The organism is Desulfobulbus rhabdoformis (assembly GCF_016919065.1).
Classification (GTDB): Bacteria; Desulfobacterota; Desulfobulbia; order Desulfobulbales; family Desulfobulbaceae; genus Desulfobulbus; species Desulfobulbus rhabdoformis.
Map to the genome: position 1 here is coordinate 22,223 of NZ_JAFFQA010000035.1, position 15,498 is coordinate 37,720.

The 15,498-nt window shown below is 53.2% G+C and carries 11 protein-coding genes and 1 pseudogene; all 12 read right to left on the reverse strand.

Going from position 1 to position 15,498, the window contains the following annotated elements; genetic code table 11:
- Positions 1–863: 863 nt before the first annotated feature.
- The 12 genes and pseudogenes from JWJ90_RS16595 to pylSc all read right to left on the reverse strand — a co-directional run bounded on the left by JWJ90_RS16595 (position 864) and on the right by pylSc (position 15,476).
- Complete coding sequence (locus JWJ90_RS16595; RefSeq protein ID WP_205228333.1) at positions 864–2,450, reverse strand: BCCT family transporter; 1,587 nt, start codon at positions 2,448–2,450, stop codon at positions 864–866.
- A gap of 443 nt (positions 2,451–2,893) precedes the next feature.
- Positions 2,894–4,366, reverse strand: coding sequence for a sigma 54-interacting transcriptional regulator (locus JWJ90_RS16600; protein ID WP_205228334.1), 1,473 nt, complete (start codon positions 4,364–4,366; stop codon positions 2,894–2,896).
- Between the two features lie 296 nt (positions 4,367–4,662).
- On the reverse strand, positions 4,663–5,364 hold the full coding sequence (locus JWJ90_RS16605) for a hypothetical protein (RefSeq protein ID WP_205228335.1): 702 nt from the start codon (positions 5,362–5,364) through the stop codon (positions 4,663–4,665).
- Between the two features lie 5 nt (positions 5,365–5,369).
- Positions 5,370–7,223 (reverse strand): ASKHA domain-containing protein, encoded by a 1,854-nt coding sequence (locus JWJ90_RS16610; protein ID WP_205228336.1) that lies wholly within the window; start codon positions 7,221–7,223, stop codon positions 5,370–5,372.
- Positions 7,223–7,633 carry a DUF3795 domain-containing protein gene (locus JWJ90_RS16615; protein WP_205228337.1) on the reverse strand — a complete coding sequence of 137 codons (411 nt, stop codon included), beginning with the start codon at positions 7,631–7,633 and terminating at the stop codon, positions 7,223–7,225. The genes JWJ90_RS16610 and JWJ90_RS16615 overlap by 1 nt, the downstream gene beginning before the upstream one ends.
- A gap of 150 nt (positions 7,634–7,783) precedes the next feature.
- Positions 7,784–9,097 carry an aspartate aminotransferase family protein gene (locus JWJ90_RS16620; protein ID WP_205228338.1) on the reverse strand — a complete coding sequence of 438 codons (1,314 nt, stop codon included), beginning with the start codon at positions 9,095–9,097 and terminating at the stop codon, positions 7,784–7,786.
- Between the two features lie 336 nt (positions 9,098–9,433).
- A pseudogene (gene mtbB, locus JWJ90_RS16630) lies at positions 9,434–10,822 on the reverse strand ([dimethylamine--corrinoid protein] Co-methyltransferase).
- A gap of 89 nt (positions 10,823–10,911) precedes the next feature.
- Positions 10,912–11,760 (reverse strand): 3-methylornithyl-N6-L-lysine dehydrogenase PylD, encoded by an 849-nt coding sequence (gene pylD, locus JWJ90_RS16635; protein ID WP_205228341.1) that lies wholly within the window; start codon positions 11,758–11,760, stop codon positions 10,912–10,914.
- Entirely contained in the window at positions 11,738–12,943 is a 1,206-nt protein-coding gene (pylC, locus tag JWJ90_RS16640) for a 3-methylornithine--L-lysine ligase PylC (RefSeq protein WP_205228342.1), read from the reverse strand. The genes pylD and pylC overlap by 23 nt, the downstream gene beginning before the upstream one ends.
- Positions 12,944–12,957: 14 nt before the next feature.
- Entirely contained in the window at positions 12,958–13,305 is a 348-nt protein-coding gene (pylSn, locus tag JWJ90_RS16645) for a pyrrolysine--tRNA(Pyl) ligase small subunit (protein WP_205228343.1), read from the reverse strand.
- Positions 13,305–14,408 carry a methylornithine synthase PylB gene (pylB, locus tag JWJ90_RS16650; RefSeq protein WP_205228344.1) on the reverse strand — a complete coding sequence of 368 codons (1,104 nt, stop codon included), beginning with the start codon at positions 14,406–14,408 and terminating at the stop codon, positions 13,305–13,307. The genes pylSn and pylB overlap by 1 nt, the downstream gene beginning before the upstream one ends.
- Positions 14,409–14,636: 228 nt before the next feature.
- Complete coding sequence (gene pylSc, locus JWJ90_RS16655) at positions 14,637–15,476, reverse strand: pyrrolysine--tRNA(Pyl) ligase large subunit (RefSeq protein WP_205228345.1); 840 nt, start codon at positions 15,474–15,476, stop codon at positions 14,637–14,639.
- Between the last annotated feature and the right edge of the window lie 22 nt (positions 15,477–15,498).

Here is a 15,498-nt window from a genome sequence, read left to right on the forward strand (position 1 = left end):
ACAGGTTTGCCCTGCCTGCGAGACCACTTGTTTTTCGAATGTTTTCCACCGGCTAACACGAACAACAAATACGTTTCACGTTAACCAATTCGTCATTATAAATAAAATTTCATTTACATTTTCGTTAATCAAGAAAAGCAACACTCGTGCCATTTTGCAAAAAACAGCAACAACCACGAAAGGATAGCAAGTTAAGAGAATTCTCGAAAAATCAAGGAGAAGAGAACCGGTCAAAGCTGGCCCCATTCGGGACCAACGCAAAGAAAGAAGTGAAAATTCATCAAGATATAGGGCGACAAAAACGCCCCGACAACATTCCCCGGGCATGTAATTTAGAGAAAAATACTCTGCACCCTCCTTTTCAAATCATAATCGCCTCTTACATTCCCGTTATCCAGACACACGCCAATGTCACACTGGCCACTTGATTGGACATGCAGACGCTGAAGATCTCCTCCCCGTTTAACTTCCTGTTTTTTCATGATACTCACCCCATTTAACCGTTCACCCATAATCGTCACAATTATGACAATATTGCATCCCTGCACATAACTGCCTAAAAAAAGGGGCCATTGTAGATAACTGTACAATTTTGTACAAAAGAATAAAAACCGTTCACCAGGTATCAAAGCGAACAATAATGTATAAAATGAGGCAGCGGCAGTGATATGGAGAGAAGAGGACTGTGAGAACTCAAAAGTAGAACCGGACGGCAGAGACTCGCCCGCAAAAATAAACCAAGCGGACGCATTGTCCTTTGATGAAGTCAAGAGCAGTAACCGCACCCAGGGTTTCTGCAGACCGAAAAAAACCTCGTTTCCGGAAGGAAACGAGGTCGTCTGCCATAAAAGATGTTACAGGCGTCAGGAATCTAAGCTTCCGAATTCTTCTCTGTAGGCCTGCTTGAGTAGACGAAGAAGGGAGAAAATCATAAGAAAGAGAATAACCGAGAAAGGTGCGCCGGCAATAATTGAGGCCTTCTGCAGGGCCTGAAGCCCACCGCTGGAAAGAAGCACCAGGGCAAGTGATCCAATACTGGCCCCCCAGACAAATTTCATAAAATTACTCGGGTGCATGGAGCCCCGAGCGGTTTGCATGGCCACGAAAAATGAAGCTGAATCCGTGGAGGTAATCAGAAATATAAGTAAATAGACAAAAACCAAATAGCACATGAGCCCCCCATGCGGCAAACTGGAGAGTAGGACAAAAATACCACTCCCCATATCCGCCTTGAGTGCTGCAGCCATTGGCGCGGTGCCGTTGATCTGAGCAAGCTGGGCAGAGCCGCCGACAATGCTGAACCAAATCAGGGCGACCAGGGTCGGCACAAGAGCAACCCCCAGGATAAACTCACGCAGTGTACGTCCTCTTGAAATACGGGCCACAAACCCGCCGCAGTACGGCCCCCAGGAAATCCACCAAATCCAGTAAAAGACAGTCCACCAGCTCAGCCAGGACGATTTATCATGGAAATCGGTCCAGAATGTGGCGTAGATGAAATGGGTTATATAACTCCCCGTCGTTTGAACCATAAGATTGAGCAAATCACTGGTCGGTCCGGTGATGAGGATAAATCCTCCTAATATTCCCGCGAGATAAACATTGATCATGCTCAACGTCTTCATGCCTCTTTCAATACCAGCCAGAACAGAGAGAACATAACAGCCCACGAGTAGTAGCAGAAAGAGAAGCACACCGAGGGTATTGAGTCCGGAGCCGAAGAGATGTTTGATGCCAGCGTTGATGCTGATGAATCCCAGTCCAAAGGCCGTACTAACGCCGACAATGGTTGCAATCGCCGCTAAAAATTCGACAAAACGCCCCAGGCCACTGCCAATAATCCGCTCACCGAAGAGTCCATATAAGGAGATGGAGACGACCATTGGCTTGCCCTGACGATAAGCGGGAAAGGCGATGGCCAGCCCAACCAGGGCAAAAATGGCCCAGGCATGCAATCCCCAGTGCATGACCGATATCCCAATGGCAATCGGCATGGCTTCGGGGGTCTGCGACTGAGCCAGGTAGGGTGTATCCATATAATGTAATACGGGCTCTGCCACGGCCCAAAAGGCACACCCCACGCCTATCCCACAACTGAAAAGCATGGTGAACCAGGAAAAATAGCTGTATTCCGGTGTATCCTCGGATTTTCCCAACTTGAGATCACCATACTTACTCAACGCAATGAACAGACAGACCGACAAATAGATGGCAACGGAAAGTAAGAAGTACCAGTTAAAATTGGTGGTGATCACAGTTTGCACGACAGAAAGCAGATGATCGAGCCGTAATGGGGCCACCAGCCCCAAAACGATAACACCCAGTGTGATCAGAGCTGTCCACCAGGTAGTGATCGGGTCGATGTCTCCAAGGTGCTTTTGCAGTCGCCGGGGAATCGTCTCGACACCTACAGCATCTGAAAACCTTGCCTCAACCTTTACAGAAGCCATTTCCTTGCTCCTCTTCTTGCCGCACATCAACAACAGCGGCAAGCTCAGACCTTTTTCTTGCAGGCCATTCGGGGCGAACCATATCCATAGCCCCGCTAGTCCTGTCCCGCTATCTGTGGAAACAACATCCATACCAGGAAGAGAACTATTTTTTATAGCGCAAAATCAGTGCAATAGAGAAGGTGAACAAAACGTAGCCCCACGCAGGCTAGACAAATCTGTCCCAAATCAAGACAAGAGACGAAAACCTTGGAGTAAAAGAGAGATAGTCCTGGGAGGGAACCTTGAGAGAGGTGGGGGCTGGGAAGGAAAAACGAGCGGGCGTATGGGAAACGAGTCGGTACTCGTTTCCCATACGCCTCCGCTTATACAAAAATTTGCAAGGCAAACTGATGCGAGGTTTGTGACGACCGGTGCTACATTGGCGTGAGTTCGGCCGAGAGTTATTTGATCTTGTACTTATTAACCCGCCGCTGAAGGGTTCTCCGGCTTATCCCCAGTGCCTTGGCAGTGTTACCCATGTGCCACTGGTGCAGGTTAAGCGCCTTTAAAATCATGTTCTTTTCAAACTGAGCCAGATCATCGACCACGGGCATGGCAAGATCTGAATGAACAATGGAGATGTCCGCCTTGGCTCCGGGATACTCCTGTGCAGGTGCAGGGGTATTGAAGGGAGTGAAACTCACCTCTTTTAATGTGAGGTAACGACGAATGACATTGATCAGTTCTCGAACGTTGCCTGGCCAGTCATGGGATTCGAATTTTTGAATGACATGGGGCGGAATTTGTGTTTTCTCGCCGGTTTCTTCTGCATAGAGCTGCATGAAATGATCGACCAGAATCGGCAGGTCATCAAGACGATCACGCAGCGGTGGCATAAGAATGGGGACGGTGTTGATACGGTAATAAAAATCTTCGCGCATGGCCCCGTTGCACACCATCTGATTCAAATCCCGATTCGTTGCGGAAACCAGGCGGAAGTCCGAATGGAGCACCTTGCTTGATCCCACCGGGCTGAACCCGCCGCCGTCAAGAACACGCAGCAACTTCACCTGAAGGGTCAGCGGCATCTCCCCTATTTCATCAAGAAAAAGCGTCCCTTTATTCGCGGCCATGAGATGGCCTTCCCGGTCGGTGTTTGCGCCGGTAAAGGCCCCGCGCACATGACCGAAGAACTCGCTCTCCATGAGGCTTTCGGGAATAGCCCCGCAGTTGACCGTGATATAGGGCTTGTCTTTACGGTCGCTGAGATCGTGGATGGTGCGGGCGGCCAGTTCCTTGCCAGTCCCGGACTCACCGTGAATGATGACCGGTGCTTTGGTCCCGGTGGCCTGGACGATCCGTTTATAGACTTTTAAAATAGGTTGGCTCTTGCCGATAATTTTGCCGAGTTTGTACCGCTCATCCACGGAAAAACGAAGCCGGGTGTTTTCCTGGCGCAGGGCAATCTCTTCGTTTTTTTGATCTGTAATATCGGTCAACAGCCCATCCATGGCGACCAGCACCCCTTCGGGGGAAAACAAACCCTTGCCACGCTCATGGATCCAGCGGTACTCCCCCTGGGCCGATCGCATTCGGTAGACGAGAACGAACCGATCGTTTTCAGGCGTCAACTGCTGGAGTACTTCATAGTTCTTGAGTTGGTCTTCTTCGGGGACCAGCTGGCGGAAGGCGTAGGCGTTCACGATCTGCTCGGCGGAAAAACCAAAAAGATCCCTGGCTCCCTTGCTGGCATATTCAAACGTATAGTTCTCGTCGTTCAGGCAGCGGTAGGCCATGCCGGGGAGGTTATCGAGCAGGGAGGTAACCAGGTTCAGGCGCTGGCGCAACTCGACATTTTCGCGATGCAACCGCATGGTCTCACCGCTCTCGCTATCTTTATTCAACTCTGCAGCATACATTTTCTTTTCCGTCACAAGTACAACCCTGCTCTCTCAGACGTGGTCCAAGCATGCCCTGTAGCAAAACGGAAGAGAGAATGCACATTTGACTTCCGGCGAAAAGGCGCACGTCTTTGAGGAAAAATTTTTATCTCCAACAAACTGTATTTCCTCTATTATGTGCCAGCACGCTAGAACAATGCAAAGAGATTTTGTAGCTCTTTCTCTTGCAGGGGAAATATCAACCTGAGTCAGGTCAAGACAGCGGTTTATACCCCTCTATTGGTTCAAGTGCAGCAACATTTTTCCTGCTGAAAAATTTCCGACTTGCTCTAACAGTGACACCAGCACTCGCCGGTATTGGTGCATATATCGCACGGGGACTCGACCTGCTCGGCCTCGTACCCGGGACCGATACCCAGTACAAAAGAAACCGATTTACCGGGAGAAAGCACACCATACTCGTTGAGGCTGACCCCACACTGCTCAATGGGCAGCAGAGAACAAAGCTGGTGCTGCTCCTCAAGCGACCACCCTTCAATGGCGCCGGGGCATAAGACTCGCCCGACCCCCCAACTATTTTCAGCCGCTACCGCCTCAACCTCATGGTAAACCGCCCGACTCACCTGCAACAGCCCATATATTCCTGCACAGTCGGCCAGATAGCCTGCAAGCATATCCCCGGATCCCTGCAACTGCCGCAGGGAGCGATCAAATCCTTCTCCCAGTGTGGCGACGCAGCAGAGGACCATACTCGCAGCTGCCAGTTCCCTTGCGTGTTCGCCCATCCGCAGGGTGGATGTCCTGAGGGATTGGGGACTGCGGAGAACCAGCTCGTTTTCTCCGAGCTCAGCGGGTTCAAACCATTGACAGACGGCCTCAGGTGTAAGCGTTGGCTGGATCGCATCAACAATGGCCAAAACCCTTTCGCTCCAATCCGGATCCATGGCCCGCCCTGGAAACATCGCCTGAGTGATGGCCAGATGGTCAAGCTTGATCTCCAGGTTGGGGACTATCTGCGGCAGGCTGTGCATCGATCCTAGTTTTGAAGAGCCGGAAACCTGGTCCGCTCGACAAAACGCAAATTAAACTCCGGATCTGAGGCTAACTCCACAGCGGTACATGCAGCGGCCAGTTGCTCGGCCTCTTTTCGCTTCTCCTGGTTCAGGAGGACAAGCATGGCACCGGCACCGGCAAGGTTGGCCCCACTTGAAATCTCCCCGGCGGTCACCTTGGGAGAGAGGAGATCGACCAACAGCCCGTTATGCCAGTTAAAGTGAGCGCCAAAGGCACCGGTGATACAGGTCCGGGGAACCTCGTCCAGACCATACTGTTCCACCAGCTTTTCAATCCCCACCACAAGGGCGGATTTGGCCAGCTGGAAGGCTCGAATATCCATGAGCGTCAGCCTGATATCCTTCCCGGTTCCACTGTCTGCAGCCGGAATCATGGTATAGGCATGGCCAAAGCCCTGATCGTCGCAGACAACACCCGGCGCATCCGCATTCAACCGCCCGGACTCTTCGATAATGCCGAGCTGTCGCATGCAGGCGATAACATCGATAAGCCCCGAACCGCAGAGCCCCTGCGGGCGAGCGCCCTCTTCCACACCGAGATGGTGATAACGAAGGCAGTTGGCTTGGGTATCGACAGAGACTGCATCAATAGCGCCAGCAACCGCCCGCATGCCGCAGGAGATGACAGCCCCTTCAAGGGCGGGTCCGGTGGCACAGCTGGTTGCCACAATGCGATCACCACAGCCCAGCAACAACTCGCCGTTGGTCCCGATATCGATAATCAAAGTTGGAGTGGCGACCTGATGCAGCCGCCCGCCAAGCGCCGCGGCTACGCTGTCCCCTCCTAAAAATCCTGAGATAACAGGATAAATGTAGACATTGGCCTTGACACCAAGGGAGATGTTAAGCTCATCTGCCCAGATATTACGAGCCTCATGGGTGTTGGGCTGATAGGGTGCCCTGCCAAGCGATTCGGGCGAGTCGCCAGCAAAGATGGTCTGCATGGTGGTATTGCCAGCCACAACCAGCTCATCAAGCTCGCCAGCTGATCGTCCACTGTCAGCGAGACACTTCCGGGCCAGTTGTTCCAATCCGGCGGCAACAGTGCCTTGCATTTGGGCAAGTTTTGCCTCACTCTCCACCGCACTGCTGATCCGGCTGATAACATCGTCGCCAAAGGTTCGCTGCGGATTGAACATAGCGGCCGAAGCCAACAAGGTTCCCGACTGCAGATCGCAGAGATAGGCGGCAATGGTAGTGGTGCCGAGATCAACGGCAAGCCCGAGGCTTGCCAGCTGTTTTCCGGGGAGAACCGCACTCACCCCATGATGGCGATGACAGATGAGGGTTATTCCCTCTGTAAAAGAACTATTCTCCAGCAACGGCTCCAACTGTTGCCCAAGATCGAACTCCAAAAAATCGGGCCAATGACCAAGTTGCTCAGCCAGAAAGCCAACAATCGGCTCAACAGAAGAGACAGCATCCGGCAACTGGACGGGGCTGATAAAAACGCGGCGGACAGTGGGGTCGCAGGAGCATTCAGGGGCTTGAATATCCTTACCCCGAGGAGAGGTACCGGCATCTTCTGCCGGTTCAACATGGACTGCTGCCTCTCCGCTGAGGGTAGCCAGGCAGGCCAGGCGTCCCCCTTCCGTAACCTGTTCGTCCCCAAGAAGCTGACGTTCCGCCTCGGTTAAGGGCGACAGGCCATTGCCTTCTTCTGCGCGAACAAGGCACTTACCGCAGACCCCGGCACCACCGCAGTCGCTGCGCACCAGGGCTCCGATTTGCTGCACCGCCTGCAGAACAGTTGTTCCGGCTTCGACAACCACGCTTGTTTTGCTAGGATGCACTGTCAGACGACATGAATTACTCATCATTCTTCCTCACTTTTTCCGACAGCGGAGAGGACCGCCCCGTTTTTCAGCTCAGCTTGCAGCTGATCATGCTCTTTTTGTACAGCAGGCTCCAGAGCAATAAGCTCTGTCAGCAATGCACAGATAGCCTGGGAACATGCTGCGCACCCCGATGGTGAACGCTTAATGGCGCATTGGCGCACTGTGCAGTTCCCACAAAATAAAAATTGCTCCCCACCGGTATTCCGGCAGCCGGAGCAATGAATATCAGCTCCGGTTAAATTCCAACCGTATCGCGCTGACCAGTTGCGTGCGACGGTGGTACGCGCCTGTTCTCCACCATGCTGCCCGGCCAGATACACCTCGCATCGGTCGCAGCGTAAGCCGCAATAGGCTCGAAAGGCAGAATTTTGTGCGGGGATGGCAGTCATGCTCAATCAACAGTTGAGAGAAATAATCTGGCAGGAGATCTCAGGGAGAGACGGGGCAGGAAACCTGATTCCTGCCCACTACTCCTGGGTTGCATCTGTGTTGTAGCAGCCCTCAAAAAATTCTCCGAGAGGACCAGGGATGCCCCGCACTTACAGCTGGCTGCAGGCCTTATCAAGCGAATCGGCCAAGAGCTGCATGTCATCTTTGGTGGCGCAGAGCGGCGGATTAATACGCAGAATATTGCCACCACGGCCGCCGCGGCCAACAATGACGCCACTCTCGCGGCAGGATTCCTGTACCTTGGAAGCCAGTTCGGTGGCCGCTTCTTTACTGGTGCGATCTTTGACAAACTCAATGGCACGCATCAGTCCTTTACCGCGAAAATCACCGATCACCTCGTATTTGTCCATCAAGCCGACCATCTCAGTTGCAAGATGATCTCCGGCCTCGGTGACATTGGCCATAATATTGTCATCTTCAATCACGCGCAGTACTGCACGCCCCGCGCTGCAGGACATGGGGTTGGAACCGTAGGTGTTGAAGAACTTACGCTCGGCCATGGCCTCGGCAACTTCACGTCTGGCCACAACGGCTGAGAGCGGGAAGCCGTTCCCAATGCCCTTACCCATAACAATGATATCCGGAGTGACGCCGTGGGCCATGAACTCCCACATGTTGGCACCGGTACGGCCAAAACCGGTCTGAACCTCATCGATGATGCAGACACCACCGGCTGCACGAACACGTTCAAACGCACCGGCCAGGTAGCCATCAGGCATGGTGAAGACACCACCAAAGCCTTGGATGGACTCAATAATCATACCCGCGATCTCACCAGGGGTAGAGCTGGCGATAGCCTCATCGATCTCGGCAAGATACTTGTCGGTTGCATCGCCGTGCAGCCCCCGGTAGATGTTGGGGTTGCTCACATGGACAACGCCGCCTCCAAGCGGCACTTTCTGGCGGCAGCTTTGGGTACCGGTCAGGCCCATGGCACCAAAATGGAGGCCATGATAGCTGTCGCGTAGCGCCAGCATGTCATTATTGCCGGTGTAGAGCCGGGCCATCAACAGCGCCAGGTCGTTTGCCTCGGATCCACTGTTGACAAAGTGGGCGACCCACTCCTCACCTTTCGGAAAAGTCGCAGTCAACTCCTCGGCAAAATGGGCGGGAATAGCGTTAAAAAAGGTGGTTGTGGAATGACACAACTGATCCATCTGCTTTTTGACTTCCGCATTGACAAAGGGATGGCTGTGACCAACGCTCACGCAGAGGTTTTGCGCCAGGCAATCGAGATACTTTTTCCCTTTCTCATCAAAGACATACTGCATCTCGCCTTTTTTAAGGATAACCGGCTCATTGAAGGCGACAAAGGTACCCAGCGACGGAGACATGTAGCGACGACGCCGTGCCAGGGTCGCCTCATAGTCCCAATCGGTTACAATTGGCTTATACGAATTCATACTCAATATTCCTTTTCGGGCAAAAACAATTCACCCTCCTCAACCAAGTCAGACAAGGAGAGGACAGAGTCTCGGAGGGTGATGAATTGTACGTTATTCCTCTTCAAAAAAGATCGGGTGACGTGACCTTCGGCAGCCCTGCGTTTCCTGGTCATGCCATCGGGGTATCCTTGGCCTATTCCTCATAGACCCGCAATACATCCCTAAACAGACCGCGGAACCAAGACGTACGGATTACTCACACATGCCCCGTCATTTCTGAACAGACAGCAAGAGAGCTGTTTTACTTTCTCATTGATTACCAAGAAAGAGCTTGTGAGGTGATCCCTGTCACCCTTACGCCATTCCGGTATTCTTCAAGAAACGCTCAACACAGTTGATCTTCAGATCAAGCAGCTTGCTGATATTGTATTTGGCTGCAATGCCATCCACAGTACCCTGTCCTTCGGAGATTCGAAAAATTTTCAGATCTTCGCGCAACTCGCCCATAACGATGGGGTCGTTGATGTCAGACACCGGAATACCAAGTTTCTCGGCTACATGCTGTTTCGCTGCATCGTTTCTCATGCCACGGTTCAGTTGCATACGGGCTACCAGATCTCCGGCAGTCCGTACTCCGCCCATTCCCGCAACAAGTGGATGCGCTGCATGCATACCATGAGGATCGCCTACCCCCACCTACAACCCGTCAAGGCGACAGATTTCCACATGCGCCTTGGTTGCTCTGGAGAGGGCATCGACCGGGACGGTCAGCGTCAGTGGGATACCGCAAACGCCCATACCCAGGTTGGCATGTACCGGAATCTCCGCCACGTCGGAACAGGCCTTACAGAAGGTCACCGAACGGGCAATATTCCAGGGCAGTGAGTTAGTGGTGACGATATTGATCGCCGGACCAAAGATGGTTGCGCCAGCCTCTTTAGCGAGACGAACCTGATCCTGGGGATAGAGTCCCGCCAGCCGCTGCCCATGCCACTCAAGACCGCCGTGCATACCGAGCACAAACTCACCGGCCATGCCCATCTCGATCCCCAGATCCGGGTATTTCTCCCGCAGGATCTCAGTTGCGCGCAGGGCTGCAAGGAAGTCGGCATCGCCAGCGGCACCGACAGTATCGATGTTGATGCCGTCTACGCCACCTTCATACATGGCCGAGGCAACAAAGACGATATCGCTGACTGCATGCTCAACGGCCTCTTCGTAGGCCTTCTGCGCCTCGTCGATCTTGCCCAAGGGCAGGAGGTCGGCGGGGTTGGGACAGGGACCGTCCGGCTGACTGTACAAGCCAAGGTTGGGCATTGCGCCGTAGAAAACCGGAGCCACAGTGGAGTTGAGCAGCAGATCAAGATCAGGCAACTCAAAACCAACAATGGGCTTACACGGTTTGTAGCTGTAGTCAATGTGCTGCAGCTCCAGGGTGTCAGCGCCCATGGCGCGTTCGAAAACCTGGAGCGACTGAACACGGTCGATGGTGATGTGGGCACGTCTGATCTTGGACGACATACCGTCATAGGTCATGACGACTTCCTTGCCGTCCTCAACACTGACAACCTTGTCCGGATTCTTGAAGATATCCAAGAGGTGTTCGATCTCGTCCTCTTTCAGGGGATCGACACCGGCGCGAGAGGCTGCATCATTGGTTCCTTCAATGATGTCTTCTCTCACCTCGTCTTCGGATAGCTCGACTTTGAAGCCGTCACCGTATCGGGTAAGAATTTTTCCCATAGACTTCTCCTTCTACTACTCCTTTTCCTGGTATTTTCAGCCTTACCGCCCCACCGATGTTCACACACCAGCAGTTTGGTCGAGGCACCTTATTTCAATGCGCAATGCTCAGATTCCGGCGCAAAAGCCGCCGCCATAAGCATAGTTGCAACTCCAATCTGTAATGGATCCCAGAGCAACCGGGAGCCGAGGGCAGCAGCAGCCTCCTCGGTCGTTCCACAGGGAACGCCGGGGGCGGCCATACAGGTTTGGCTGGTTATAGAGGCCACGTCCACTGTATTTGCCACCGGGGTCGCCTCAAAGATGAGGGAATGTGAACCAAGTGCTTCTTCACGAGTTGCAGCCACCTGGATATGTGCACCAGCAAATCTGGCCACCGCCTCCTGACATCGCTCTGGCCGGGGATCGAACACACTGACCTTGCCGCCCAACTCGATAATCGCCTCAATGCCAGCCAGGCCAACGGGCCCGCACCCGAGGACCAGTACAGGTTTTTCTCTCAGTCCTCCGGCAAGGGCCGCCAGTCCATGGACAAAACCACGTGCAGTGGCAATCGAGTTGTCAATCACCCTGCCCTGTTTCAGGTTGATGGCACAGAAGAGGTCGTCATCCGAGGTGAGGACAATATCAAAGTTGCCCTGATAGGCCTCAGCCAACCCTGCGATATCTGTCTGTTTGGTCACCTCGGCACTAAATCCCAGAGACGTGCTGATGGCAGCAAGCGACTCGGAGAAATGGGTGATCACCCCTTCCCCGCTGGTAATCGGCACTGCGGCCACCCGAAAGTTTGCGGTTTGCGGAACAAGCTCCGGGGCAACGCCAGCAGCTCTGCAGGCCAGCTCGGCCAGAGTCATTCCCAGGTTCTGTTGCAGCTGTTTATGATAACAACACAGCTCTCCCCCGAGGTGTTCTACATCAGCAGATTTCAACCGTGTCATGGCAGGCCTCCCCCTGGTGCACCCTGGTAGTGGGTTTTGAATCGATAACCTGGATAATACCGCAGCTTGCCTTAATCTGGGCAAGTCCAATCATGCGCCTATTTTCAAGCTCCTCGGCGGTGACTCCGGTATGAATCAGTGTGGCACACCAGTGTTTTTTGCCTGGTACATAATCAGTAATGGCTTCCTGGATCCCGAAAAAGCCTTCCTGCGTTGCCAAGGGCCCCGCAGTCCCCATGAGGTGTTCTCCTGCCAAGGTCATCACACCATCTGTGACCTGAATGTGCTCTAAACGCACATGTTGGGGGGCTGCCTGCTTCAGGACAACGTTATTGGTCCCGGGCAGGTAGACATCGGCTAACAGCTCGAGCATGTTGGTCTTTTGGGACCAGTAGACGGCAATAGGAGTCTGGCTGGGTAGGCGGGCATCGATCTCCAGCAGATAGAGTCTGTCGTCCTGGGCGATCACCTCGACGTCCATGATGCCGCAAAGGTTCAGTGCATGCGCAAGCTGAAGGGAAATACATCGCAGTTTTTCAGCCAACTCCTGGCTGATAGCGGTCGGTGCAGTGACCGCCTTGCAGTCATTGCCCTGATCCATATGAATCTCGGTGATTTGCGGCGTATCGTAGTGTCCATCCCGGCCAATCACCTCAAGGGAGTAAGAAGGACCGGCGATAAACTGCTGCCCTACCCAACTCTCCGCGGTCTGCTCGGTTTGCCCAAAAAATCGCCGGTAGTCTGCCTCGTTTTCCAAAATGGTCACGCCACGGCTGCCACTTGAGCTATCGGGTTTCACCAGAAGCGGAAATCCACACTCAGGAAAGGGTTTGGGCATATCCAACCCCAGTTTCCCGAACAGCGCATAGGACAGGCTTTTTGAGCAGGAAAGTGCGTTGGCAACGAAGTCAAAGGCAATAGGGCAATTGAGCTCTCTTTGGACCTTTTTCAGTGCTGCCAGGGCTTCCCGATTTTCCAGAGCCGGCAGAATCAAATCAACCTTGGTGAGCACAGACTGAATCACTGCGGGCTGACAGACGTCGGCCAGGATGGTTTCATCACAGAGACCGGATGCAGGTGTATTGGCGCGCTTATCAATGAGCAGGGTTTGCCAGCCCGCTTTCCGGGCGAGATAGGCGGCTTCGACTCCCTGCAGTTTGCCGCCGATGATTGCAAGTCGCATTGTTCTTACCTTCTTTACTTTCCTGCTTCTTCACTCAGGGTTGAACCAAAATGGCGGCTGAACCGGGTTGAAGAAAATTTAGCGAGTTTCCACTCCGGGATACGGCATTCACGACACGAGGAACTGGTGCACTTGTTGCGCAGAGCCCGAGCAGCGCGACTTTTGCGTGAATTGTTGACGATAAATTCCCGGTTACAGTGGGTGGTGATACGAGCCTGATCACCAAAAATTTCAATGGAACGGATGCCATGCAAGATGCCTGTCCGCGAGGGCCAAAATTTCATTTTCGAGATGAGATCAAAAAGAGCGGCTCTGGTTCGGTAATAGCGGATTGCCGGCTTTTTTTCGGTCTTGTTGTCCATCAAAGTCCGCTCCTTCCACCTGTGCGAGTATGATTTCGTGCCGCAAGCCAGGGGCGAAATTCATCCGCAGAGGCAGGAGTGAGCCCGCACTCGCGAAGAATGGGTGCGATGGCCTCCGGCGTTCTTCTGGCATCTTCAATATCAAGTTCCTGGTTGGCGACTCCAGATAAGCCCATGCCCGGAATAATCATGGAGGTGACGACATTGGCGCCGGCTTCAAGCCGTCGTTTGAGTCCGGCGAGCCCTCCGACATCCAGGGAGGCGGGGATCAACCGATCGGGCATGACCAGCCGCATAACCGCGATCACCTTTAACTCCTCTATTTCCGGAGTTGGTGCCATATCCGCCATGGGAGTGTCCGGATGGGCAACCAAGCTCATCACGCGAACCTGATCTGCATCAAGCTCGCGCATGCCGATGATGGTGTTGGCCCGGTCTTCCAGGGACTCACCCAGGCCAATGAGCATGCCCTCTTCGAGATGCATTCCCTTTTCACGGGCAGTCAATTTGGCGCCGTAGCGAGTATCAAAGTTCTGCCCCGGACGTACCTTGGCAAAGAGAGGTCGAGCGTAGGTTTCCTGGTAGCAGGCGTACCAGTCGGCTCCCGCCTCGGCCAGATCTGCGAGCACACTGCGGTTAACCACACCCGGCGAAACCATGATGGGGATATCACTTTCTTTTCTGATCTTTTGAATAAAAGAACTCAGACGGCCGTACTCGGATTCGGCTTCTTTTGTGCCATCGGCAAATTCGCCCATGGTCAGGTCAATGAGATGCACCCCACTTGCTTCCATTTTCCTGACAATGGTGTCGATCATCTCTGTCGACTTGGAGTATCGGGTCGCCTTGGAATTAGATTTTCGGTACTGGCAGAAAAGACAGTTATTGCTGCACGCGGTATTGAAGTAAAGAAACCCGTAGAGAAAGACGGTTTTGCCAAACCAGCGGCTGCGCACAGTGCCGGCGGCAGCAAATAAGCGCTCAAGATCCTCTTCGGCATCCAGGGAGAGTAAAAAGCCGATCTCTTCGCAAGACAGGGCCCTTCCCAGGATGGCCTTATCCAGAATCGTCATCAGGTTGTTTGGTTTCTCGGCTTGCTGCATCGTCCTCTCCACTACTTCACGTTTCGCTTATTTCATCAATGCGTTCATTCGTTATAAAATTAGGGGTGTCTTGAATAATTAGATTTTTCAATCAAGGTCAAGGATTGTGAAAAATTTTACCGCAGGCATATAGCTGATATTCCGAGGATAAAATTTTGAGCATGACGAGGTAAGCGTCAGACTCCGAGAGATTGGCAGAAAAAGCAATTATTCAAGATTCCCATTATTTTAAATGGTGAGACGAATCCCATCCATATAACCCAAACTTCTTCCCAAACTGCCCATGGAACACTCTTTGTCACCAATCATGACCAACCGCTCCAGGCCAAAGCCAACACCGACCCAGGTCGAGTTGACCCGCCATTTGGAGTCCAACGGATGCGGTCCCATGGCGCCGGAGGCTAGCTCAAGGTCCGTTGGTTTGTGAACCACGTCAATGGTATCGCCATAGACCTCGGAGGTTTCCACCTCAAATGTATAGTCGGTGGTTTTGGCAGCAGTAAGCACCAGCTTGGCCAGCTCTTCCAGGCGTGCATGCCGCTGAGCTTCAGGGAGACCAAATTCAGCGATGTTGCACATGGTGAACTCATTTGCATGCCGAGCCCCCTGGGATTCCTTACGGAAGCAGGAGCCGATCTCAAAGATGCGCACCACGCCATCCGTTATGCGCAAAAGATCCCTGGCGACCGAGTACAGATTCGGAGCCAACATGGGGCGAAGACACTTTTTGCCATCCACCCAGAACACCTGGGAATGGAGAGGGTGTTCTTGATCAATACCCATCTTGGCCAACGAAGAGCCGCTTATAAGCAGAGGACTGCGCACCTCGACAAACCCCTCATTGACTAAAACATCTGAAAGGTCACGCTCAAGCTTAGAGACCCGGCTTCGTCGAACATCCTGGCAGAAGTGTTGCAGTCGTTTCCGCTCGGCTTTAACGAGTGAGCGCTCCGTGATCTGAAATTGCTTCTCGCGCTCTTCCCGGGTGGAGAAGCTCAACGCGCACTCTTCCGATCTTACGCCAAGTTCCTTGAGCCTTCGTTGTTGGGTTTCTGAATACAAAAACATCGTCACATTCCCATACAGAGGG